This window comes from Micromonospora eburnea (assembly GCF_900090225.1).
GTDB classification, from domain to species: Bacteria; Actinomycetota; Actinomycetes; order Mycobacteriales; family Micromonosporaceae; genus Micromonospora; species Micromonospora eburnea.
The window spans coordinates 3,983,685-4,007,249 of the sequence record NZ_FMHY01000002.1 but is presented as its reverse complement, the minus strand read 5'-3'; the positions used below and the strand labels follow the sequence as shown (position 1 = coordinate 4,007,249).

The 23,565-nt window shown below is 72.0% G+C and carries 20 protein-coding genes; 11 read left to right on the top strand and 9 right to left on the bottom strand.

The features are described 5' to 3' along the window. Positions 1-81 precede the first annotated feature (81 nt). From GA0070604_RS17900 to GA0070604_RS17860, 9 genes are all read right to left on the bottom strand, one after another. Complete coding sequence (locus GA0070604_RS17900) at positions 82-945, bottom strand: aminoglycoside phosphotransferase family protein (RefSeq protein ID WP_208602101.1); 864 nt, start codon at positions 943-945, stop codon at positions 82-84. A gap of 244 nt (positions 946-1,189) precedes the next feature. Further along, positions 1,190-2,419: an acyltransferase family protein gene (locus GA0070604_RS17895; protein ID WP_091119307.1), complete on the bottom strand. Its 1,230-nt coding sequence runs from the start codon at positions 2,417-2,419 to the stop codon at positions 1,190-1,192. 195 nt (positions 2,420-2,614) lie between these two features. Beyond that, a complete protein-coding gene (locus GA0070604_RS17890) occupies positions 2,615-3,946 on the bottom strand; it encodes an FAD-dependent oxidoreductase (RefSeq protein ID WP_091119304.1) in 1,332 nt (443 codons plus the stop codon). 265 nt (positions 3,947-4,211) lie between these two features. After that, positions 4,212-4,529 (bottom strand): ArsR/SmtB family transcription factor, encoded by a 318-nt coding sequence (locus GA0070604_RS17885; protein ID WP_091119300.1) that lies wholly within the window; start codon positions 4,527-4,529, stop codon positions 4,212-4,214. 151 nt (positions 4,530-4,680) lie between these two features. Continuing rightward, positions 4,681-6,084, bottom strand: a complete 1,404-nt coding sequence (locus GA0070604_RS17880; RefSeq protein WP_091119296.1) for a UbiD family decarboxylase — start codon at positions 6,082-6,084, stop codon at positions 4,681-4,683. After that, entirely contained in the window at positions 6,081-7,499 is a 1,419-nt protein-coding gene (locus tag GA0070604_RS17875; RefSeq protein WP_091119293.1) for an aldehyde dehydrogenase family protein, read from the bottom strand. The genes GA0070604_RS17880 and GA0070604_RS17875 overlap by 4 nt, the downstream gene beginning before the upstream one ends. After that, the gene (locus GA0070604_RS17870) at positions 7,496-8,299 is read right to left on the bottom strand and encodes an SDR family NAD(P)-dependent oxidoreductase (protein WP_091119289.1); all 804 of its coding nucleotides are present in this window, start codon (positions 8,297-8,299) and stop codon (positions 7,496-7,498) included. Before GA0070604_RS17870 ends, GA0070604_RS17875 begins: the two co-directional genes overlap by 4 nt. After that, positions 8,296-9,891, bottom strand: coding sequence for a class I adenylate-forming enzyme family protein (locus GA0070604_RS17865; RefSeq protein WP_091119286.1), 1,596 nt, complete (start codon positions 9,889-9,891; stop codon positions 8,296-8,298). Before GA0070604_RS17865 ends, GA0070604_RS17870 begins: the two co-directional genes overlap by 4 nt. Positions 9,892-9,895: 4 nt before the next feature. Then, the gene (locus tag GA0070604_RS17860; RefSeq protein WP_091119282.1) at positions 9,896-11,101 is read right to left on the bottom strand and encodes a pyridoxal phosphate-dependent aminotransferase; all 1,206 of its coding nucleotides are present in this window, start codon (positions 11,099-11,101) and stop codon (positions 9,896-9,898) included. 309 nt (positions 11,102-11,410) lie between these two features. Here GA0070604_RS17860 and GA0070604_RS17855 point away from each other — a divergent pair, with 309 nt between their 5' ends. The 11 genes from GA0070604_RS17855 to GA0070604_RS17805 all read left to right on the top strand — a co-directional run bounded on the left by GA0070604_RS17855 (position 11,411) and on the right by GA0070604_RS17805 (position 23,470). After that, positions 11,411-12,595 carry an epoxide hydrolase family protein gene (locus GA0070604_RS17855; protein WP_091119280.1) on the top strand — a complete coding sequence of 395 codons (1,185 nt, stop codon included), beginning with the start codon at positions 11,411-11,413 and terminating at the stop codon, positions 12,593-12,595. Positions 12,596-12,777: 182 nt separating this feature from the next. After that, positions 12,778-14,340: an MFS transporter gene (locus tag GA0070604_RS17850; protein ID WP_091119276.1), complete on the top strand. Its 1,563-nt coding sequence runs from the start codon at positions 12,778-12,780 to the stop codon at positions 14,338-14,340. A gap of 79 nt (positions 14,341-14,419) precedes the next feature. After that, entirely contained in the window at positions 14,420-15,436 is a 1,017-nt protein-coding gene (locus GA0070604_RS17845) for a hypothetical protein (protein WP_141721324.1), read from the top strand. A 128-nt stretch (positions 15,437-15,564) separates the two neighbouring features. Then, entirely contained in the window at positions 15,565-15,966 is a 402-nt protein-coding gene (locus tag GA0070604_RS17840; RefSeq protein WP_091119269.1) for a DUF1801 domain-containing protein, read from the top strand. Then, the gene (locus GA0070604_RS17835) at positions 15,966-16,757 is read left to right on the top strand and encodes a YaaA family protein (RefSeq protein ID WP_091119267.1); all 792 of its coding nucleotides are present in this window, start codon (positions 15,966-15,968) and stop codon (positions 16,755-16,757) included. Before GA0070604_RS17840 ends, GA0070604_RS17835 begins: the two co-directional genes overlap by 1 nt. Positions 16,758-16,855: 98 nt before the next feature. Then, positions 16,856-17,452, top strand: a complete 597-nt coding sequence (locus GA0070604_RS17830; RefSeq protein ID WP_091119264.1) for a hypothetical protein — start codon at positions 16,856-16,858, stop codon at positions 17,450-17,452. 12 nt (positions 17,453-17,464) lie between these two features. Beyond that, positions 17,465-18,028, top strand: a complete 564-nt coding sequence (locus GA0070604_RS17825; RefSeq protein ID WP_091119261.1) for a copper resistance CopC family protein — start codon at positions 17,465-17,467, stop codon at positions 18,026-18,028. 201 nt (positions 18,029-18,229) lie between these two features. Beyond that, positions 18,230-19,618 (top strand): FAD-dependent oxidoreductase, encoded by a 1,389-nt coding sequence (locus tag GA0070604_RS17820; protein WP_091127226.1) that lies wholly within the window; start codon positions 18,230-18,232, stop codon positions 19,616-19,618. 398 nt (positions 19,619-20,016) lie between these two features. Then, positions 20,017-22,188 (top strand): carbohydrate-binding module family 20 domain-containing protein, encoded by a 2,172-nt coding sequence (locus GA0070604_RS17815; protein ID WP_091119257.1) that lies wholly within the window; start codon positions 20,017-20,019, stop codon positions 22,186-22,188. Positions 22,189-22,321: 133 nt separating this feature from the next. Further along, entirely contained in the window at positions 22,322-22,525 is a 204-nt protein-coding gene (locus GA0070604_RS17810) for a hypothetical protein (protein WP_244161970.1), read from the top strand. A 162-nt stretch (positions 22,526-22,687) separates the two neighbouring features. Further along, positions 22,688-23,470: a rod shape-determining protein gene (locus GA0070604_RS17805; RefSeq protein ID WP_244162213.1), complete on the top strand. Its 783-nt coding sequence runs from the start codon at positions 22,688-22,690 to the stop codon at positions 23,468-23,470. The last annotated feature ends 95 nt before the right edge of the window (positions 23,471-23,565 follow it).

Sequence of the window (23,565 nt, the reverse complement as noted above, 5' to 3'; positions counted from 1 at the left end):
CACCGTTGCCGCGGCCTCGATCCGTCTCAGGAAAGACCTGATCAGCCCGCCGTCCAGCCTGTAGTACCTGGAGGTCGGCTGCTAATCCAGCACCGCACGGAAGGCGCGCTCGCCGATGCCGCGCATCAGCGGGTTGTCTGCCGAGTGCGTCAGGAAGACCAGGGACAGGACGAGCGCCCACCCACGCGACCGCTCCCAGGTCGCGTCGTCTGCGCGACCATACGCCTGTCGAAGAGCAGCACGCTGCTCCGCCGTGAACAGCATCCAGGCCACGGACAGGTCGGTGGCGGGATCGCCCGAGGTGATGTCACCGAAGTCGATCACGGCGCTGATTCGGCCGCGGTCGACCAGGATGTTGGCCGGGTGCAGGTCCCCGTGCAGCCACAGCGGCGGACCATCCCAAGCAGGTGCGGCGACGGCCGCCGCCCAGATCCGCAGCGCGACGGCACGGTCAGCCGGATCGACGTGCGCCAGCCCGGTCAGGACTCCCTCCGCGCGCCCGGCCAGTGGAATCCCGCGAAACGGGTTGACGGGCGCCTCCGACGGAGCCGGAGCATGCAGCGCGGCCAAGAAACCGCCGAGCGTCGCCGCGGCCGACCAGAGGTCGTCGGGCTCCGACCGCGCCGCGATCCGGCCCGGGAGAAACGGCACGACACTCCATGACCACGGGTACTGAGCCGTCGGCTGCCCGACACGCACCGGCGCTGGCACCGGCAACGGCAGGCGGCCCGCCAACTCCGGCAGCCACCGCTGCTCGTGTGCGACGAGTTCGGCGGCCATGGCGCGCCGTGGCAACCGGACCAGGAACTCCTCACCGAGCCGACACACGAGGTTGTCCCAGCCGTTGGCTAGGACCTCGACCGGCAGGTCCGCCAGATCGGGGTGCTGCTGATCGAGCAGACGGCGCACCAGTTCGACCGAGACTGGAAACTCCGCAGCGGGCATTCGGCGGACTGTCACAGCGAGAACCCTACGACCGCATCCCGGTGCGCTCGGAAGCCAGTCAGGGAGATGGCTGAGCCGCGCGAGGCCGTCACATGATCCGCCGGACCAACAGGAGCTGGCCCGAGGACGGTCGGCTGCCCGAGGACCGGTGCCGGCACGAGGACAGGGGCCGTGCCCGTCACCGGGCCCGACCCCTGTCCTGGCGGTGCCGCCGCGGTCGGGGGCGCCGTGGTTCCGGCACCCCTCAGGTCGTACGGCCGCCGGCGGCGCCGGGCAGCGGACCCATGACGCCGCCGTTCAGCTCGCCCCGCCGTCGGGGGCGGGACCACCGGCGCATCACCGGCTGCTCGACCACGGCGTAGAGGATCGACGCCAGGACCAGGGTGAGCAGGTACGTCGCGATCAACACGACGATGCCGGTGCCCAGGTCGAACGTCACCCGGTCGTACATGCCGACCACGCCGTTCTGGCCGTTGAACGCCGCGTGCACCATGAACAGCACCGTGACGTGGATGACGAAGAACGCGTACATCCGTTCGCCCAGCCACACCATCAGCCTGCTGTTGACCAGCGTCCGCTGGCCGCGGACGTCCGCCATGGCGAAGGCGGGGATGAGCAGCGCCATCGGGATGAGCGGGACGAACGTGTACCCGTAGAAGATCGGCACGTCGAGGGTGACCAGGTAGGTGCCGACGGCCAGCAGGGCGGCCGGGAGGGCGCGCAGGCCGATCCACCGACCGGTCAGGACGATCCGCGCCATGAGAATTCCGACCACGAACTCCAGCGCCCGGGTCAGCGGGAAGTAGAAGCCGAACCAGTGCTGGGGCCAGGAGACCTCCGGGGCGACCGCCGACGGCGGGCTGTCCGGCAGGAACGTGTTGGCGATCACCGGGACGAGCGCCGACAGCGCCGTCACCCCGATCGCCCAGGCCCACAGCCGGCTCGGCGAGATCTTCTTGACCAGGAAGTAGAGCAGCGGGAACGCCGCGTACGCGAGCACATCGATGTTGGCCGACCACATCGGACCGTTGAGGTTGTTGAACAGGAACGACTCGGACGGGAACCAGGAGCTGACCAGCAGCAGCCCGGCCAGCGCCTCCAGCGCCTTGACCGGCACGCCGGTCGGGATCCACAGGGCGAGGATGATGGCGTACACCACCACGTGGTTCGGGAACAGCTTGAAGAAGCGGCGACGCCAGAACTGCCCGGCGCTGTCCTGCGACGACGCCGTCCAGGTCACCACGAATCCGGTCAGCACGAAGAAGAAGCCGAGCCCGAACATGCCGGCGTTGGCGCCGTAGTGGATGTAGTTGAGCATCACCTCCGGGTCGGTGAACAGACCCAGCGCGATGCCGTGCGTGATGAACACCGACAGGCCGGCGAGCGCCCGCAGCCCGGTCAGCGACGGCAGGCGGGAGCGTTGGCCGAGGCCCGGTGGGCTTTCCGGCCGCGCTCCGGGTTGTGTGATCGTCATGTGGATGCACCTCCGGGTGGGCAACGTCCGTCGGTCCGACCGACGGTCGGGGAACTGGGGCGATGTGCGATGGGACAGGCGAGGGTGGGCGCCGACCGGCCTGGGTCGGCGCCCACCCGTCGGCCCCGGCGTCCCGCTGCCGTGCGGGTCATCCCGGTGGCGGCGATGTGGGCGGCGGGACGACGCGGACGGTGCTCAGGCGGCGGCCCGTGAGTTGCGCAGCACGCGCAGCACCATGCTGGGACGCATCAGCGCCTCCAGCGGGTCGACCAGGCCGGCCGAGCGCATGAACTGCTCGGTGACGGCGGCGTCGCGGGTGGCCGCGACCTGGACCCGGTACATGTAGGCCTGCACCAGCTTGAGCATCGGGCTCCGCTCGCCCTCGACGCCGGGGAAGCTCAGGTTGATCCCCTCGGTCATGTCCCAGGCCGGGTCGATGATGCGACCCACCTGCCGCATGAACTCCAGCGAGTTCGGCGGGACCCCGCGCCGCAGGTTGTCCCGCAGCGCCAGGGCCTGCAACGCGGCGAGGCTCTGCGCCTGCGCGAACACCGGGTTGGGGGTGCACACGGCGTCGCCGAGCACGACGAGCCGGTCCGGGAAGCGGGACATCCGGTCGTAGCGGCGCCGCAGCGTGGTCGGGAACCGGAACAGCACCGGGTCGTCGAGCGCCTCGGCCTCGATGATCGCCTCGTGGATCTCCTTGGCCGCCAGCGTCTTGACGAAGGCGGTGAAGCCGTCCGGGTCGGTGGGCGGGTGGTCACCGAGCAGGCCGTACGCGGTCAGCTCGACCAGGCCGCTGTCGGTCTTGGTGAAGATGGCCCCGCGGGGCAGCTCGGGGTTCGCCACCGCGATGATCGAGTGGTCGGTGCCGAACGGGTCGGTACGCAGCCGGTAGTGCCGGGTCACGTAGCCGAGCCCGATCTTCGTGCCCTCCTCCTCGACGCGCGGGTAGCCCATGGACTCCAACCACAACGGGGTACGGGAGCCCCGGCCGGTCGCGTCGACGACCAGATCCGCCTCCAGCGTCTCCTCCGCGCCGCCGTCGCGCCGCTGCACCCGCGCCCCGGTCACCACGGACCGGTCCGGTGTGGTGGCCAGGCCGGTGATGTCGTACCGCTCCATGAACGTGACGTTGCCGAGCGCCTGCACCCGCTCCCGTACGTGCGCCTCCATGATCGGGCGGCGGGCCCCCACGTTGGTCAGCCCGGCCCGGATCTGCTTGAGCGGCTTGCCGTTGAAGTACCACCGCACGGTGCCGGACAGGTCGGTCTGCGGGCAGCCGGCACTGATCATCTGCGCGGTGATCTCGGGGAAGAGTTCCTCCATGGCGCGGGCGCCCCGGGCCAGCAGCCCGTTGATGTGACGCGCCTGGGGTGCGCCGCGGCGCGCCTCGCGTACCCCGAGGAGCTCGTCGCGGTCGACGATGACGACCTCGCGGTAGCTTTCGGACAGCGCGCTGGTGGCGAACAGCGCCGTGATGCTGCCACCCAGCACCACGGCTCGTTCTCCGACGAATCTGCTCATGAACGGTCGTCTCCCTTACGTGATGGACGATTTCGGCGACGTCGCGGAAAACCATTCCGGCACCTGGGCGGCGTCTAACCGACATCCAGGCTGGCTCTGTGTGGGATCGTTCCAGCCGGGATGGTCTCCGGGCATCTCCCTGCCTGCCCTTGCTGCCTCATGACCTGCTGCTCGCGGGCGAGAACGGCGGTTCGGCGGCGAGTCCGGAAATGCGGCCTAGCGGGCGCCGGAAATTGCGACCGAAAGCGCTGCCGGGTAACCGTCGTCAGGGCGCGTCGTCGGGTGCCGGATCGAGCGGGCGGGAATTCTCCGCGGACCGGCCGCCGGCCCCGCCGCCCGCTTCGGTGACGAGTTCGCGTAGCCATGCCGTGGCGGTCCGCAGCGGCGCGGTGTCGAGCCGGCAGGGGCGCCGTTGGGCGTCCTGCCGTCGCCGCACGAGACCCGCCTGCTCCAGCACCCGCAGGTGTCGGCTCACCGCAGGCATGGTTATCGCGAACGGGGCGGCCAGTTCGGTGACGGTGGCCTCGCCGTGGGCGAGCCGGGAGAGGATGGCCCGCCGGGTCGGGTCGGCCAGGGCCGCCATGATTCGACTGAGATCGTCGCTTGCCACAGATGCTGACCTTCCGTCTTGGGGGTCGAGCGGCCGGACGGCGGTCGAACGCCCGGCCGCCGACGGAGGGCCACGCCGGCGTACGGCGCGGCGCCGCCGGCCCGGCGGGCCGGCGGCCGGGCGATCACGAGGTCGCGGCCTCGGCCAGGAACCGTTCGATCCACTCGGGTCGGGTGGGGTGGACCCGCATCCGGGCGTGCCGCTGCCGGCCGCCGACCGGAACGGTGGCGTCGATGCCGAGCTTCGCGGTCACGCCGGCGGACGCGGACGGGTCGAGGCCGCTGCCGGCGGCCCGGGGTACGACGAGGACGTCCCGGTCCGCCTGGACCCGGGTGGCCAGCGCCCAGCCGACCTGCTCGTCGTCGTGGATGTCCACGTCGTCGTCGACGACCACCGCGAACTTGACCGTGCCGGCGCTGCCGAGCGTGGTCAGCAGGACGTTCCTGGCCGACCCGTCGGCACCCTCGCGTACGGCCACGACGGCGTGCAGCCGGCACGACCCGGCCTCCGTCAGCCGTACGGCCACCACGTCGGGATGCGCCTGACGCAGCGTCCGTAGCAGGGCGGACTCGCGCGGTATCCCGCCGAGCAGGAAGTGCTCGCGGCCGCCCGACAGGATCGTCTGGAACACCGCCGCGCCGCGGTGCCAGCCCGCGGTCAGCTCGATCACGGGCGCCGGGGCGCTGGGCCCGTACGTGCGGGGAAACTCCCCGAACGGTCCTTCCGGCTCCCGGACGGCGGCCCGGAACCGCCCCGCGAGGACGAACTCCGCGTCGGCGGGCACCGGCAGGCCGTTGGCCGGGCAGGTGGTGACCGGCAGCGGCGTGGTACGCAGCGCGCTGGCCACCTCAAGGTGGTCCAGGGTCCGGTCCGTGCCCGGCGCCTGGCTGGCCAGGCCGAGCAGCGGGTCGACGCCCACCACGATCGCCACGTCGAGGTCGGCTCCGCGCCGCTCGTTCGCGGCCAGGATCCGCCGTAGCCGCCCGGGCAGCACGAGGGTACGCAGGGTCCGCTCACCGACGGCGAGCATCCGGTTGATCGACAGGTTCGTCGTGGAGCTGGCCGGGTCCCGGACCACGAGCAGGCCCGAGGCCAGGTACCGGCCGGCGTCGTGCTCGTGCTGCACGGTGAGCGGCAGGCGGGACAGCAGGGTGTCACCGTCGAGCCGGTGGGCGAGCACCGGCGCCTCGGTGCCGGGCACCGACGCCCAGGGTCGGGGTCGGGCGAGCGCGGCCAGGTAGCGGGTCGCGGTCTCGTCCGGCCGGCAGTCCATCGCCTCGGCGAGGTCGGCGCGGCCGAGCACCAGGTTCCCGGCGAGGGGAAACTCGGCGCCCGCCACGTCGCGGAACAGCACCGACCGCCGCCCGTCGAGGCGCTCCAGGACCGCCGAGACCTCCTGGTCGGGGTCCACCCGGGACCGCACCCGGCCGAGCCGGCCACGGGCGTCCAGGTGCGACAGCCAGGACCGTAGGTCCTGCTCGGCCGGCCACCGCGACGGTGGGGCGGGGGACGCGGCGGGCTGGTTCATGACCCCTCGCCCGCCGGTACGGCGAAGTGGATGTGCTTGAGTTCGGTGAACTGCTCGACCCCGACCACCCCGCGGGTGCGGCCGATGCCGGAGGACTTGAAGCCTCCGCTGGGCGTCTCCGGGTACGAGTGGTTGTAGCCGTTGACCCACACGGTGCCCGCCTCGATCCCCCGGGCGATCCGCCAGGCGCGGTGCACGTCGCGGGTCCAGACGCTCGCCGCCAGGCCGTAGTCGGTCGCGTTGGCCAGCCGTACCGCCTCGGCCTCGTCGTCGAACGGCTCCACCGTCACGACCGGCGCGAACAGCTCCCGCCGGACGATCGGCGACTCCGGTGTCACCGCCGTGACGACGGCCGGCCGCACGAAGTGTCCCGGCAGCCCGTCGAGGCGGACCCGTTGGCCGCCGTGCACCTCGTGTCGTACGCGCGCGTCGGCCAGCGTCCGCGCCAGCCGTTCCCCGGCCGCCGGTGACACCAGCGGGCCCATGTCCGTGGCGGGGTCGCCGGGATGGCCGACCCGGACCCGGTCCAGCCCGTCGGTGAGGCGTTGGAGCACGTCCCGGTACGCCGGACGGGCGACCAGGACGCGGGTGCAGGCCATGCACATCTGGCCGGCGGTCACCACCGTCGCCCGGACCGCCGCGGCCACCGCGGCCGGCACGTCGGCGTCGGCGCAGATGACCAGCGCTCCCTTGCCGCCGAGTTCGAGCAGCGTACGTTTCAGGCCGGTCCCCGCCGCGCGCAGGATCTCCGCGCCCACCCCGGTCGAACCGGTGAACGCGACGGCCCGTACCAGCGGGTGCGCGACGGTGGCGCGCCCGACCTCGGGCCCACCGACGACGAGGTGGGCGACGTCGTCGGGCAGCCCCGCCGCGCGGCCGAGGGCCAGCACCCGGCCGGTGACCAGGCTGGTCTGCGGCGCCGGTTTGACCAGCGCGGTCACCCCGGCTGCCAGGGCCGGCGCGAGATCCCGCAGGAGCAGCAGCATCGGCCAGTTCCACGGGACGACGAACGCGGTGACGCCGACCGGCTGCCGCGTGACGTGCGCCACGGTGCCGTCGGGCAGGGTGCCGGCGACGCCGCCGAGGTGCCGGGCGAGACCCGCGTTGTAGGTCAGCGCGTCCACGCAGGCCCGGATCTCCTGGTGGGCCTCCGAGACCGTCTTGCCGGTCTCGGTCACCAGCGACTCGGCCAGCTCGCCGGCATGGGCCGTCAGCGCCTCGCCCCACCCGTGCAGGACGGCGGCGCGGCGCCGGCCGTCGACCGCCCAGGAACCGCGGAGCGCCGCGTCGGCCCGCGCCGCGGCCTCGTCGAGTTCCGCGGCGGTGGTGACCGCGACCGGGGGCAGCGGGACGAGGGTCGCCGGGTCGACCGGTCGGGCGTGGGTTTCCCCCGGCGCCCCGGCCGCGGGCCTCATGTGAACACCTGCCCGCCGTCGACGACGACCGTCTGACCGGTGACGAACGACGACGCCGGGGAGGCCAGCCAGAGCAGCGAACCGATCAGGTCGTCGGCCGTCATCGGCCGGGGCAGGGACCGGGCGCGGGCCGCCGCCGCGAGGTACGTCTCCGGGTTCAACGTCCGGCTGGCGTCGTTGTCCACCAGGCCGGGGGCGACGGCGTTGACCCGTACGTTGTGCTCGCCGAGTTCCCGGGCCGCGGCGCGGGTCAGCCCCTCGACCGCCGCCTTGGAGGCCACGTAGTGGGCGAAGCCGACGGCACCGGTACGCCCCACCACGGAGGACACGTTGACGATGCTTCCGCCGCCGGAGTCCATCATCGCCGGTGCCACCGCCTTGATGCCCAGCCAGGTGCCGCGGACGTTGACCGCGAACACGTGGTCCCACTCCTCGACCACCAGTTCGGTCAGCGGGCGTTTCCGACTGATCGCCCGGTAGACGGCGGCGTTGTTGACCAGCACGTCCAGGCGGCCGAACTCCGCGATCGTCCGCTCCACCACGAGCCGCCAGTCGGACTGCGAGGTGACGTCGGCGGGTGCGAAGACGGCTCGTCCGGGCCCGGTCCGGCTCGCCGTACGGGTCGTCTCCATCGCCTGCCGGGCGGTGCGGAGCAGGTCGACGGCGACCACGTTCGCGCCGGTGGCCGCGAAGGCGCGCACGTACGCGCCACCGATCTCGGCGCCGGCCCCGGTCACCACGACCGTACGGCCGGCCAGCCCGGCCGGGGTCGGCACCGCGCTCGCCGGGATGTTGCTCATCGAACCGTCTCCGTTCGCTCAGGGGCGCCGCGCCCGGCGGCGGTGTCCGCGAGGGGGTCGTAGCCGCCGCCGGCGAGTTGCCGGCGCAGGATCTTGCCGACGGGGGAGCGGGGTATCCGGTCCACGGCGATCACCCGCTTGGGGCGTTTCAGCGACGGCAGCCCGGCGGAGGCGCGGATGAAGTGCTGAACCTCCCGGACGGCCCGGGCGGGATCGACTCCGGCGCGGGGGACGACGAACGCCGTGACGCTCTGTCCCCACCGTTCGTCCGGGAGTCCGACCACGACGTTGTCGGCGACGGCGGGGCAGGCCGCGAGCGCCGCCTCGATGTCGGCCGGGTAGATGTTCTCGCCTCCGGAGATGATCATGTCGTCGACGCGGCCCTGGTACCACAGGTTCCCGTCCTCGTCGCGGATCGCGAGGTCACCGGTGTGGTACCAGCCGCCGCGGATCGCCGTCCGGTCGGCGTCCGGGCGCCGCCAGTAGCCCGCGAACGCCTCGGGGGAGCCCATCGAGGCGATCACCTGCCCCGGCTCGCCCGGCGCCACGACGTCCGTGGGCCCGGCATCGGAGTCGGTGGCGATGACGCGGACCCGGGAGAAGAGTCCGGCGCGTCCGGCGCTGCCGGGTCGCGCCGCCACGTCCGGTTCCACGGTGAAGGTGAAGATCTCCGTGCTGCCGTAGTGGTTGACGAACGACCGGGGACGGACGGCGTCGACGAGGCGGCCGGCGAGGTCCGGGGTCATCGGCGCCCCGGCGTACCCGAGCCGGCGCAGCGAGGTGAGCTCGGGCAGCCGGCCCGTCTGCAACAGCGACCAGTAGATGGTGGGTACCAGGTACAGCGCGGTGATGCCCGCACGCGTGATGAGCTCCGACGACTCGTCGGCGTCGAAGCGGCGCTGGGGCACCCAGGTGCCGCCGGTGAGGACGCTGGCCAGCAGGGTGCGTACGCCCATGGTGTGGAACAGCGGCATCACGCCGAGCGTGACGTCGTCGCCGCGCTGCCCGGACTGCAGGACGTGCGCCACGGTGGCGGCGTGCTCGGCGGCGTGGGTCCGGGGGACGCCCTTCGGGCGTCCCGTCGTGCCCGAGGTGTAGAGCAGCACGCTCAGCTGGCGGTCGACGATGCCGACCGAGAGTGGCCCGTCGGGCTGGCCCTGGACGAGCGGCGCCAGGGCCACGCTGCCCGGCGCCGCGTCGTCCGGGTCGCCGGCGTGCGCCGACGCCGGGAGGCCGGGCAGCGCGGCCCGTGCCTGGGCGGACAGATCGGACGTGGTGGCGTCGGTGACGACCAGCGCGGGCGAGCAGTCCCGCAGGCAGTGTTCGACCTCGGCCAGGCCGAACCGGGTGGACAGCGGCACCGCCACCGCGCCGAGTTTCTGCACCGCCAGGTAGCAGCTGGCCAGTTCCGTCCCGTTGCCCATGTGGAGCACGACCCGGTGGGCGCGGCGGACCCCGAGGTCCGCCAGCGCCCGGGCCAGCTGGTTGGTGTACGCGTCCCACTGGCGGAAGGTCATCGGCCGTGGCCCGCCGACGGCCCGCCGATGCGGGTGGCGCTCGGCGCTCCACGCCAACATCCGTCCGATGTCCATCAGGTCACCCGAGGTTCTCGACGGCCTGGCGGATGCGGCTCAGGCCCTCGTCGAGGACGTCGTCCGGCACGGCGTACGTGATCCGCACGTGACCCTCGCCCCGGTCGCCGAACGCCGTCCCGGCGACGACCCCCACCGAGTACCGGTCGATCAGGTGGTCGGTGAACTGCTGGGCGGTCAACCCCGTGCCGCGGATGTCCGGGAAGACGTAGAACGAGCCGTCCGGGGACGGGCAGCTGATGCCGGGGATGGCGTTGAGCGCCGCGACCGCCCGGTCGCGCTTGGCCCGCAGGCGTTCGCGGGTGGCGATGACGTGGTCCTGCGGGCCGGTGAGCGCCGCCAGGGCGGCCAGCTGCACGAACGCCGGCACGTTGGTCACCGAGTTCTGCTGGAAGATGTCCATGGCGGTGATCAGGTCGCGGTTCGCGACGCACCAGCCGATCCGGAAGCCGGTCATGATGTAGCTCTTGCTGAACGTGTCCACCAGCAGCGTCCGGTCGGCCATCCCCTCGATGGCGGCGATGGTCTGGTGCTCGGCGGGCGGATACACCATGTGGCTGAAGATCTCGTCCGAGATCACCATCACGTCGTGCCGCCGGCACAGCTCGCTGATCTCCGTTAGCCGGTCGACGGTCATGCCGTTGGGCCGCTGCGGGGTGTTGATGATCAGAACCTTGGTGCGGTCGTTCATCAGCTGCGCGAGGTGGTCGATGTCGAAGTGGAAGTCCGGCTCGACCAGCGGCGCGTAGACGACCCGGCCGCCGGCGTAGGTGATCCAGAACTCGTCCGGCGGGTAGCCCGGGTTCGGGAAGATCGCCTCGTCGCCGTTGTCGATGAGCGTGAGCAGGCTCTGCGTCAGCGCGTGCTTGGCGCCCATGGTCACCAGCACCTCCTCACGCACGGTCGGCCGGCCCCGCCGCGTCGCCTCCTCGGCGATGGCGTCGCGCAGCTCGGGCAGGCCGGGCCCGGGTACGTAGCGCACGTGCCCGTCGTGCACCGCCCGGGCGCAGGCCTCGAGAATGTGCGGCGCGGGGCGGAACTCCTCGCCCTGGAAGTCGCCCTTCTCCAGGTGGATGACCCGGTTGCCGGTCTCCCGTTCGAGTTGCTCGGCGCGGCGCATGGACGCCCACTGCTTCGGCAGGACGAAGTGGCTGGTCCTGCTGGACAGGGGGCCTCGCGCGGTCGGCGGTGGGGTGTTCGGGGTGGTCACCCGAGATCACACTCCTCGTGTCGGGGCAGGGATGGGACGCCGCTCTGTCGGTCCACCGGTGGCGACGTCCGGCTCACGATTCCAACTGCCGCCGCGAGTCGGCATCTCTGTACGTGCGCACGTGGTCGCGGACGGTGCTGGTATGGCCGGCTCGCGCCGCATTCCGGAAGATGCGGCGGCCCCGTGGCCGGTGCCACGGTCATGGGCGACGTCAATGCCTTCGGCGTGAGCGGAACGTCACCCGCGGTGAGTCGAGGGGCGACCGGGCGTTCGAAATCCGCTGATGGACGGCAACCGCGAGGAGAGAACGTGCAGCCATTCACGATCAACATCCGGCAGACCGAACTCGACGACCTGCGCCGCCGGCTGGCGCAGACCCGCTGGTCGCCGGACCTGCCCGAGACCGGCTGGGCGCGCGGCGTGCCCCTGTCGTACCTGAAGGAACTGGTCGCCCACTGGCTGACCAGCTACGACTGGCGACAGGCGGAGTCGCAGCTCAACCGGCTGCCGCAGTTCACCACGACCATCGACGGCGCCAACGTGCACTTCGCGCACGTCCGCTCGCCCGAGCCGGACGCGCTGCCGCTGATCATGTCGCACGGCTGGCCCGGGTCGGTGGCGGAGTTCCTCAACGTGGTGGGCCCGCTGACCAACCCGGTCGCGTACGGCGGCTCCGCCTCGGACGCCTTCCACCTGGTCATCCCGTCGATTCCGGGCTTCGGCTTCTCCGGCCCGCTGCCCGCCGCCGGCTGGTCCGTCGACCGGGTCGGGGCCGCCTGGGTGGAGCTGATGCGCCGCCTCGGCTACGAGCGTTACGGCGCCCAGGGCGGGGACTTCGGCTCGCCGATCTCTCTCGCGGTGGGCCGGCTCGACCCCGAGCGCGTCGTCGGCGTGCACAGCAACATGCTCACCGTCTTCCCGTCGGGCGATCCCGCCGAACTGGCCGGCCTCGACGAGCAGGACATGGCCCGGTTGGGCCGGCTCGCCAGCTTCGACGCCGACGGCTCCGGCTACCGGAAGCTGCTGTCGACCCGTCCCCAGACGGTCTCCTACGCGCTCAACGACTCGCCGGCCGGCCAGCTGGCCTGGATCGTCGAACGGTTCAAGGAGTGGACGGACGCCGAACTGCCCGACGAGGTCATCGACCGGGATCTGCTCCTGACCAACGTGATGATCTACTGGCTGACCAACACCGCGGGCTCGTCGGCCCAGATGTACCGCGAGGTCACCGAGGAGCAGCGCCGGGCGACCGAGGACCCGAACGGCGAGATGCTGAGCGGCTACCGGGAGCAGCCCCTGACCGTCCCCCTCGGCGTGGCGGTGTTTCCGCAGGACTGCATCGTCCCGATCCGCCGGCTCGCCGACCGGGACTTCCCGACCATCACCCACTGGACCGAGTTCGACCGGGGCGGGCACTTCCCCGCCATGGAGGTGCCGGAGCTGTTCGTCGGCGACGTACGGGCCTTCTTCCGGTCGCTGCGCGGCGCCGCCTGAGGTCGGCGGCGGGACCCGGTCGCGCGGGCCGGGGCCGGGACCGCCGCCCCCACCAGGCCACCCCGTTCCGCACCGTCGCGGTCCCCGCTGGCGGTCCCGCCGCGCCCCGGACACGGCTGCGTGTCGACCGCGTGACGGGGGGCCGCCTCGTACAGGTGACATCCATCGACGGAAGGACCAACGTGACGACAGTTGACATGGGCGCCCGGGCGGGTCGCCGGGAGTGGATGGCGCTCGCCGTCCTGTGCCTGCCGACCCTGCTCACCACGGTGGACATCAGCGTCCTGATCCTCGCGCTTCCCAGGCTCGCGACCGACCTCGGGGCCAGCGGCACCCAGCAGCTGTGGGTGACCGACATCTACGGCTTCATGATCGCCGGCTTCCTCGTTCTCATGGGCACCCTCGGGGACCGGATCGGTCACCGGAACGTGCTGCTCGGCGGCGCCGTCGGCTTCATGGTCGCGTCCCTGCTGGCGGCGTACTCGACCTCGATCGAGATGCTCCTGGTCTCCCGGGCCCTGCTCGGCATCTCGGCGGCGACGGTCATGCCGTGCGTGCTCGCCCTGATCGCCCAGCTCTTTCCCAACCCGGCGCAGATGGGCGCCGCGATGGGCGTCTGGGGCACCTCCATCATGCTCGGCGTGATCCTCGGCCCGGTGGTCGGTGGCCTGCTGCTCGGCTCCTTCTGGTGGGGCTCGATCTTCCTGATGGGCGTCCCGGTCATGGCGCTGTTGCTGCTGGTCGGCCCGGGGCTGCTGCCCGCGGCGCGCCATCCTCACCCGGGCCGGCTCGACCCGCTCAGCGCGCTGCTCACGCTCGCCGCGCTCCTGCCGGTGGTCTACGGGCTCAAGGAGATCGCGCGCGCGGGCTGGGCGGCCATGCCCCTCGGCGCCATCGTCGTCGGGCTGGCCTTCGGCCTGATGTTCGTCCACCGCCAGCGGCATCTCACCCACCCGATGCTGGACCTCGCGCTGTTCCGCAACCCGGTGGTGAGCACCATCGTCCTGCTGGGCCTGGCGTTCGGCTTCATCACCGCGGGGGCCGGTCTCGTCTCCACCCTCTACATGCAGCTCGTGGCGGACCTGACCCCGCTGAAGGTCGCCCTGTGGATGCTCATCCCCGCCGGTGCGATGATCATCGGCGGCAACATCGGGCCGGCCGTCGCCCGTACCGTGCGCCCCGCGTACGTCCTGGCCGCCGGCATGGTCCTGGCGGCGGTCGGCGCGCTGGTCGTCACCCAGGTCAACGTCTCCGGCGGGCTCGCCACCCTGATCGTCGGCCTGGTCGTCATGTACGTCGGCGGCAGCCCCAGCGCCACCCTGGCCAACGCCGTGCTGATGTCGTCGACACCGCCGGAGAAGGCGGGCGCCGCCGGCTCACTGTCGTCCACCGGCGGGGAACTCGGCGTCGCGCTCGGCGTCGCCGTCCTCGGCAGCGTCGCCGGGGCCGTCTACGGTTCCGCGGTCGACGTGCCGGCCGCGGTCCCTCCGGAGGCGGCGATCCCGGCGGGGGAGAGCATCGTCGGTGCCGCGGCGGTGGCGGACACCCTGCCCGAGCCCGTGGCCGCGGAGCTGCTCGACTCGGCCCGGGAGGCGTTCACCCAGGCCCTGCACGGCGCCAGCCTGATCAACCTGGTGCTGTTCCTCGCCGTCGCGGTCCTCCTGGCCACCCGGCTCAAGAGCGTGCCGCCCACCGGTACGGGCCACCCCGGCATGCCGCCGGAGGCCGCGCCGCCCGCCCCCTGACTCCGTTTCCGCGAGCCACCTTCGGCCCGCACCCCGCCGAAACGGATGCCCGTCGCCCGACGAACAGAGGAATGAGGTCATGTCCCGTCGAAGAATCCGCAACGCCGCGCTGGGGTTGGCGGCCGTGCTGGCCGCGGTCGCCCTCGTCGCCACCATCGCTCCGAGTTCCGCCTCCGCCGGTGGGCCCAAGGTCGCCGTCTGCGTCTCGCCGAGCGCGCGCAGCGGCGCCGAGGTCAACGTCAAGGTGCCGAAGCAGGCCGCGGATGCCCTCATCCGCCACACCGCCGCGTACCCCGGGGTCTGCGCCTCCTACGGCGAGTCGGCGAAGATGGGGAAGGGAACCGTCCGAGCGTTCTCCCAGTCCGAGAACGGCGTCCCGCACACCATCGGCATGGTGATGACCGAGGACGCGCTCAAGGGTCTGCCGAACCACCCGCCGACGGCGGGCCTGTGGTGCTACGACCTCAACGGTGACGGCAAGACCGACGAGCACACCGAGTGCACCGGCGGGTACGAGTACCCGCTGCAACTGAGCAAGCAGTTCCGTGCCAAGGTGGACACCCCCTTCCAGTACGTGCTGGTGAACTGGAACCCGGCCGGGCACCTGCCCGAGCACATCTACGACCGTCCCCACTTCGACGTCCACTTCTACCTGAACTCGAACGAGGAGCGGCTGGCCATCCGCCCCGGCCCGTGCGGAATGCTCGTCAACTGCGAGGACTTCGAGGTCGGCGCCCGGCCCATCCCCGAGCGGTACATGCCGGCCGACTACAGCGACTTCGGCTCGGTGGAGCCCGGCATGGGCAACCACCTGATCGACCTGACCGGGCCGGAGCTGAACGGGGAGACCTTCACGCACACGTTCATCTACGGCTCGTACGGTGGGCAGCTGACCTTCTACGAGCCCATGATCACCCAGGACTGGTACCGGGGCCTGGCCTCCGGTTCCGTCGCCGACGGCTGCTTCCCGATCAAGCAGCCGCAGGCCTGGCAGACCGCCGGCTGGTATCCGACCCAGTACTGCACGCGCCACCGGGACAACCGGTCGGAGATCGTCACGACCCTGGAGGGCTTCGTGTACCGCAAGGCGGGCTGAGTCGTTCGATCGGCCGGTGGTGGTGCGACGGCGGGGTCGCGTCACCACCGGCCGGGTGAGGGGGCGTCCGCTCGTCATGGCGACCGGTGCGCCCACCTTCGGTATGCTCACCGCGAGTATCGATCTCGATGCGGGAGGCGAACGTGGGCAAGGTCGACAACACCGTCAACAAGACCGACGAGGTCGACGCCTTCATGGACAAGCTCGACCACCCGTTCAAGGCGGAGGTCGAGCTGCTCCGCGAGAGCATCAAGGCGGTCAGCCCCAAGATCACCGAGCAGGTCAAGTGGAAGGCGCCCTCCTTCTCCTACCAGGGCGAGTACCTGGCGACTTTCAACCTCTGGTCGAAGGAGCGCGTCCATCTCGTGTTCCACAACCCGCTCGTGGTGGACATCGACAGCGAGCTGCTTGAGGGCAACTACACCGACGGCCGCCGGATGGCGTACTTCGCCGACATGAAGGACGCGAAGGCCAAGAAGGCCGAACTCAAGCGGATCATCAAGCAGCTCGTCAAGTCGATCGACAAGTGATGATCGTCCTCATCCACACCTCCAAGGTGATGCGTCCGGCGCCGGCCGGTGGTCGCGCGTTGACCGAGCCGGCGCTACGCGGCCGGGCCGAGGAGCTGGCGGCGTACCTCAAGACCCTCTCGGTCGAGCAGTTGGCAACCGTCATGGAGATCTCGCCGGCGTTGGCCGCCAGGACCCACACGCTGTTGGCCGACTGGGGCGTCGAGCCGGGCCGGCAGTCACCGGCGATGGACACCTTCGCCGGTGACATCTACAGCGGCCTGCGCGCGTGCGACTTCTCCGACACCGACCGGGCGTACGCCGACGAGCGCCTGCGGATCCTCTCCGGGCTGTACGGGATCCTGCGTCCCCACGACGCGGTCCAGCCGTACCGGCTGGAGATGGGCTACCGGCTGCCCGACCCGCCCTACACCAACCTGTACGGCTTCTGGGGCGCCAGCATCGCGGAGTGCCTTCCGCCCACGGGTGTCATCGTCAACCTCGCCGCGGCGGAATACCACAAGACCGTCACGGCGTTCCTGGACCGGGACCGGTTCGTCAGCCCACGGTTCCTGACCATGCATCCGGAGACGGGCGAACCGCGGTTCGTGGTGGTGCACGCCAAGATCGCGCGGGGCGCGTTCGCGCGTTGGCTGCTGACGGCCCGCGTCGAGGATCCCGCGGCCATCACCGAGTTCGCCGAGATCGGATACCGGTACGATCCCGCGCTGAGCGAACCCCGCCAACCGGCGTTCGTGTGCAAGGAGTTCGAGGGCAAGGGGCTCAGCGTCCGGCTGCGCGAGCCCGGGTGATCCGCCCGTCACATAGGGCATTCCAGAAGTGACGTTCCGCGATTGTCGCTGCCTACCGTGGACCCGAACGGCCCCCTCGGTGTCCCACGGGAGGACTCATGGCAATCGCTGCGAAGCCGGCCCCACCCGGCCTGCTGTCGTCACTCAACGGTCGGTTCCACCGCGCCGCTCTCACCGTCTACATGGTCGTGGTGCTCGGCCACTGGGCGGAGCACCTCGTCCAGGCGTACCAGATCTGGGTGCTCGGCTGGCCGCGGCCGGAGGCCCGCGGCGTGCTGGGCATGCCGTTTCCCTGGCTCGTGAGCTCCGAATGGCTGCACTACGGCTACGCCGTCGTGATGCTGATCGGCCTGTTCCTCCTCCGGCGTGGCTTCACCGGCCGGGGCAACGCGTGGTGGACGGTGGCGCTCGCCCTTCAGTTCTGGCACCACATCGAACACGCGCTGCTGCTCGTCCAGGCGCACAGCTCGTTCCGGTTCCCCGGCACCACGGCTCCGACCAGCCTGCTCCAGCTCGTCGTCCCCCGGGTGGAGCTGCACTTGTTCTACAACTCGATCGTGTTCATCCCCATGCTCATCGCCGTCTACCTGCACATGCGGCCCAACAAGGCCGAGCGGGCCGCCATGGCCTGCGGCTGCGCGCACCGCACCGGGCGGGTGGGCCTCGGCCGGCCCACACTGGTCACGGGCGACTGACCGCCGCGGGCAATGTCGACCACGACCCGGATCTACGCCGGATCCGCCTTCGCCGTGGCGGCGCTCGTCGCCCTCTTCGCCCTCGTCGCCCGTGTCGACTCCACGCCGTCGGCCGGCTCCCCGGTCGAGGTCGTCTCGATCGTGCCGGCCGACGGGGCGGTCCTGGCCGACCCGCCGGACGTGGTGGAGATACACGTCTCGGGCCGGCCGGACGCCCGCCGGTCGCACATCTCGGTCTACGACGGTGACTCGGCCCGGATCGACACGGGCGAGGTGAGCGCCGCGGGCGACGACGGCCTGCGCCAGGCGATCGGCCTCAACCGCCCCGCCGACCTCACCGTCGCCTATCACATCGTCACCGTGGACGGACGCGACGTCTCCGGCATCGCCCGGTTCGCCGTCGGCACCGCGGGCGGGGCCGCCCCACGCCCCTCCCGGCCCGCGGCGCCGCCGGCCGGCGCGCACGCGCACGGCGTCGACCCGTTCGGCGCCGCCCTGCTGGCCGTCGACGGCCTCGCGCTCCTCGTCGTCGTCGCGCTGCTCGTCCGCCGCCGCGCCGCCGCCGACCCTTCCTGACCGGCGCCGCGGGTGCCGCACGCTCGGAGGTGCCTCGGCCGGCACCGCTGACAACGCTGGCGGTAGTCCCGCGAACGGCGTCCGCCCGGTGAAGACCCAGGAGAACGGGCCCCGGCCCCGCAGCCCACCCCCGGCGGGCTGCCGGGCCGTCGTCGTCCGGGCACACCCGTCGAGGTCCACCCATCAGGAAGGCACATGTCGATGAGTCAACTCGGAGCCCGCGCGGTCGTGCTCGGCGGCAGCATGGGCGGCGTCCTCGCCGCCCGGGTGCTGGCCGAATCGTACGCGGAGGTCGTCGTCGTCGAGCGGGACAAGGTGCTGGGCGTCAGCACTCCGCGCCGGGGCGCGCCGCACACGGTCCACGCCCACGGGCTGCACGCCCGCGGACACCTCATCCTCGAGGAGCTGTTCCCCGGCATCACCGACGAGCTGCGCGCCGCCGGAGTGCCCACCGGCGACCTGGGCGAGATGCGGTGGTTCTTCAACGGTCGCAAGCTGCGCCCGGCGCACACCGGTCTCCTCTCGGTGACCGCTCCCCGTCCCGTGCTGGAGAACCACGTCCGCAACCGGGTGGCCGCCATACCGAACGTCACCTTCATGGAGGAGTGTGACGTGCTCGGCCTGGTCGCCACCGACGACCGCGAACAGATCGTGGGGGTACGGGTGCAGTCGCGGACCGCGGACGCGGACGCCGAGGTGCTGGACGCGGACCTCGTCGTCGACGCGACCGGTCGTGGATCGCGTACCCCGGCCTGGCTCGACGCGCTCGGGTACCAACGGCCGGAGGAGGAACGGGTCAAGGTGGGGCTCGCGTACACCACGCGGCACTACCGGACCCGCCCGGAGATGTTCGACGGCGTGCAGTCGATCAACCCGGTCGCCTCGCCGGCGCATCCGCGCGGCGCGTTCTTCGGCCAGGTCGGAACCGACCTCTGCATCCTCTCGCTGACCGGTCTGCTCGGCGACTACCCGCCGACGGAACCGGAGGCGTTCCTCGAATTCGTCCGTTCCCTGCCGGTGCCGGACGTGTACGAGGCGGTGCGGGACGCTGAGGCGCTCGACGACCCGGTCTCCTTTCGCTTTCCCGCCAGCGTGCGTCGGCGTTACGAGCGGCTGCTGCGCTTTCCCGACCGCTACCTGGTCATCGGCGACGCCTTCTGCAGCTTCAACCCGGTCTACGGGCAGGGCATGAGCGTGGCCGCGATCCAGGCGATGACGCTGCGCTCGCACCTGCGTACCGGCCGGCCGCCGGCCTCGTCGCCGTTCTTCGCCGACCTGTCCCGGGCCATCGACACCCCATGGGACATCTCGGCCGGCGGTGATCTCGACTTCCCGGGCGTCGAGGGACGACGCACCCTCAAGGTACGCGTCGGCAACGCCTACCTGGCACGCCTGCAGTACGCCGCGACCAAGGATCCCGAGGTGACGAACGGGTTCATGCGGGTGGCCGGCCTGATGGACCCGCCCGAGGCGCTCATGCGGCCGGCGATGATGCGCCGCGTGTTCCGCCACGCGGTCCGGCGACCCGCGCCGGGGCCGTCCTGGCACGACGCCGCGACGCCGGGCGCCGCGGCCTCGTGGTCGGGCTGACGACGCCGGCCCGGTCGTCATCGACGAGGGCGCCGGTCGGCGTGCCGCACGCTCGACCGGCGCCGCTCCGACCCGCGTCGGTGTTCACTGTTCGAATCGAAAGGGAAGCGGTCGGTCAGCACGGCCGACCATGTTGGACGTTGGTGCCGCAATCCGCCTGAAAGATTCGGAAGGTCTTGCGAGGTGAAATGCGGGCACGATGGTGATCCCCTCTGGGGGCTGACGAGGGTCATCATCTCGCACTGTGGACGCAGGGCGCGCCTCGACGGCGCGTTTGCCGGCAGGTTTCGGAAATGTTGCCGCAAGCTCTTGCACGACTTGCAGGCATCGAGCATCCTCATCGTCACTCGGATGGCCATCCGCCCAGCGTCCTGCCGACCCCGGAAGTAGGTCCGTCCATGCACACCCTCAGACCATCACCGCAGCGCCGCCCCGGTGGCCTGCTGCTCGCCGTCGCGCTCGTGGCGACCGGCGCGATGCCGGTCGTCGTCGCGGCCGCCGCCACCCCCGCCCCCGCCCGCGCCGCCGCCAACCTGAACGACAGCGAGGTGACGGCCAACCTGTGGGAGTGGAACTGGAACTCCGTCGCCGCCGCCTGCACCAACCACCTCGGCCCCGCCGGCTACGGCGCGGTGCAGGTCGCGCCGCCGCAGGAATCGGTCAGCCTGCCCAGCAGCCCGGACGGCGTGCACCCCTGGTACGAGGTGTACCAGCCCGTCTCCTACAAGCTGGAGAGCCGGTTCGGCAGCCGGCAGCGGTTCGCCGCCATGGTCACCGCCTGCCACAACGCCGGCGTCCGGGTCTACGTCGACGCGGTGGTCAACCACATGGCCGGAACGAACAACCCGGCCGGGACCATCGGGTACGCCGGCACCCAGTTCTCCGGCTACAGCTACCCGGCGGTGCCCTACGGGTATGCGGACTTCCACCACCCGGGTGACAACTGCCCGACCTCCGGCGCGATCAACGACTGGAACAACGAGAGTCAGGTCACCAGCTGCGAGCTGCTGTCGCTGGCGGACCTCTACACCGAGAAGGAGTACGTCCGCACCACGATCGCCGGCTATCTCAACGACCTCATCGGGCTGGGCGTCGACGGGTTCCGGGTCGACGCGGTCAAGCACGTCAGGAAGGAGGACTTCGCGGCCATCCTCGGCAAGCTCAACAACACGGTCGCGGAGAACCGGCGGCCGTACGTCGCCCAGGAGATATTCGACGGGGCCAGCAACGACGCGCTCAAGGCCCGCGCGTTCATCGGCAACGGTGACGTTCTCGACTTCGCCTACGCCAAGGGCGTCAGGTCGGCGTTCCAGGGCTCGATCTCCAGCCTCGGCAACGTCGCGAGCTGGAACCTCGACGCGCCCAGCGCCAACGTCTTCGCCATGGTCACCAACCACGACCTGGAGCGGGACGGGGTGGTGCTGTCCTACAAGAACGGCACCGACTACCTCCTGGCCAACTACTTCGTGCTGGCCTACCCGCACGGCAAGCCGTCGGTCTACGACAGCTTCTCCTGGGACAACCGGAACCAGTCCCCGCCGGCCGACGGCAACGGCCGCGTCACCGACACGGTCTGCGGCAGCACCTGGACCTGCCTGACCCAGACCACCGGCATCAAGGGCATGGTCGGTTGGGCCAACGCCGCACGGTCGGTCCGGTCCGTCTCGGACTTCACCGCCGTCAACAGCAACGTCATCGGCTTCCACCGGGGCGATCGCGCCTGGGTCGGCATCAACGACAGCGGCACCGCCACCACCGCCACCTTCGCCACCGGCCTCGCCGACGGCCAGTACTGCGACGTCATCGCCGGCGCCGCCACCGGGACGGGCTGCACCGGCGGCACGGTGACCGTCTCCGGCGGCCGGGCCACCGTGACCATCCCCGCCAACAACGCCGTCGCCATCCACGTCAACGCCCGGCCCGGCGCCGGCCCGTCGCCGACGAGCAGCCCCACCGGCAACCCCACCGACAGGGTCGCCACCACCTTCACCGTCTCCGCGACCCCGGCCGCCGACCAGGCGGTGTACGTCGTCGGCAGCATCCCTGAGCTGGGCTCCTGGGCGCCGGCCAGCGCCGTCCTGCTCACCGCGCAGGGCGGCGGCACCTACCGTGCCGTGGTCGACCTGCCCCGGTCCACGGCGGTCGAGTACAAGTTCGTCAAGAAGACCGCCACGGGCGCGGTCACCTGGGAGTCCGGCGGCAACCGGAGTTTCACCACCCCGGCCGGCGGCACGTACGCGGTGACCGAGACGTTCCGCGGTGACACCGTCACCCCCGCGCAGATCGCCACCGCGTTCAACGCCACCGTCACCACCTACTACGGCCAGAACGTCTTCGTCGTCGGCAACGTCGCCGCGCTGGGCGCCTGGAACCCGGCCGACGCCGTCGCGCTCTCCTCGGCCGACTACCCGGTGTGGCGAGTGACGGTGAACCTGCCCCCGGGTACCGCGATCGAGTACAAGTACATCAAGAAGAACCCCGACGGTTCGGTCACCTGGGAGTCCGGCGGCAACCGGAGCTTCACCACTCCGTCGACCGGCACGTACACCAACAACGACGCCTGGAAGTGACGGGTCGGGGTGGTTGGCTCGGCGTGCGCCGGGGCCAACCACCCTCGCCGTCGCCGTCCCGGCCGGCGGGACGCGGTCGGGCCGACCGCGACTGACGAGCGTGTTTCTCCGGGCGCGGGCTATGGTGTCCGGCATGCGTGACGGGCACGGCATCCGCGGTGTCGGCGAGCGAGGCCCGCTGCCGATGCTGGCCCTGCTGGCGGTGCTGCTCGTGGTGTGGGCCGCCGCTCGGGCGATCGGGCTGTGCATCGTGTTCCGGCTGACCAGGCGCGCGATACCGGGCTGCGTGCCGGAGTGGTCGGCGGACCGGGCTCCGCCGCGTCAGGCGGTCGCCTGAATCCGCCCGCTCCGCGGCGCCGTCCCCGGCGCTGCCCTGACCCGGAAGCCGAACGCCGATGTTCCGTCGCCAATCCCGTCCCGCCGCGCCCCGTGGCGTCATCCCCGCTCCGTTGCCGACGGCACGCCGCACCCGTTCCGGGCCGGGGCGGGGGTGGTGAGCATGCTGGCTGCCGGCGCGTACGCCCGCCCCGGCGTGGGGCACTGCCTGGCCCTGGACCTGGGCACCTCGACGGTCCGGCTGTGGACGTCGGTGACCGGCACGGTGATCAGTGAGCCCGCCGTCATCGCCCGCCGCCCCGGCGGCCGGCGCGCCGTGGGACGGGCCGCGGTGGACGCGCAGGCCACCGAGGGCGCGACGCTGATCTGGCCGGTACGCGACGGGGTGGTGCGCGACCTCGTCGCCTGCGTACAGCTGCTGCGGATCCTGCTGGCCGACATCGGGCACCCGTGCGACACCGGCTGTCCGGTGCTCGTCGGTGTGCCCGCCACGGCGACGATGCGGCAGAAGAACGTGCTGGTCGCCGCGGTCCGCCGAGCCACCGGCGGACGCGTCAGCGCGGTGGAGGAACCGCTGGCCGCCGCGTTGGCCTGCCGGCCCGACCCGGGACACGATGATCTGGTCACGGTCGACATCGGGTTCGGTCGTACCGAGGTCGCCCGCATCGTCGACCGGAGCGTCGCCGCCGCCGAACGTGTCGAGGGGGCGGATCCCGTCGACCAGATCCCGGCGATCGCCCGCTGCGTGCGGCGCATGAGCGCCCACGACGCCGGCACGCGGCGGCGTCTCCTGATCACCGGCGGCGGCGCGGCGTCTCCGGGGACCGCCGCGCGCCTGGCCGCGCTGACCGGCCGGTCCGTCACGGTGCCCGCGGAGCCGCTGCTGGCCACGCTCACCGGGCTGCGTCTGCTGCTCACGGCCACCGACGCCACCCGCGCAGACTGAGGCCGCAGCGCCCTGCCGCCGCCCCCTCGCAGCGGTGTCGCCCGGAGGGCGCCGCGTCGCCGGAGCGGGCGGTGCCGCCACCGGCCCGCCCGCTG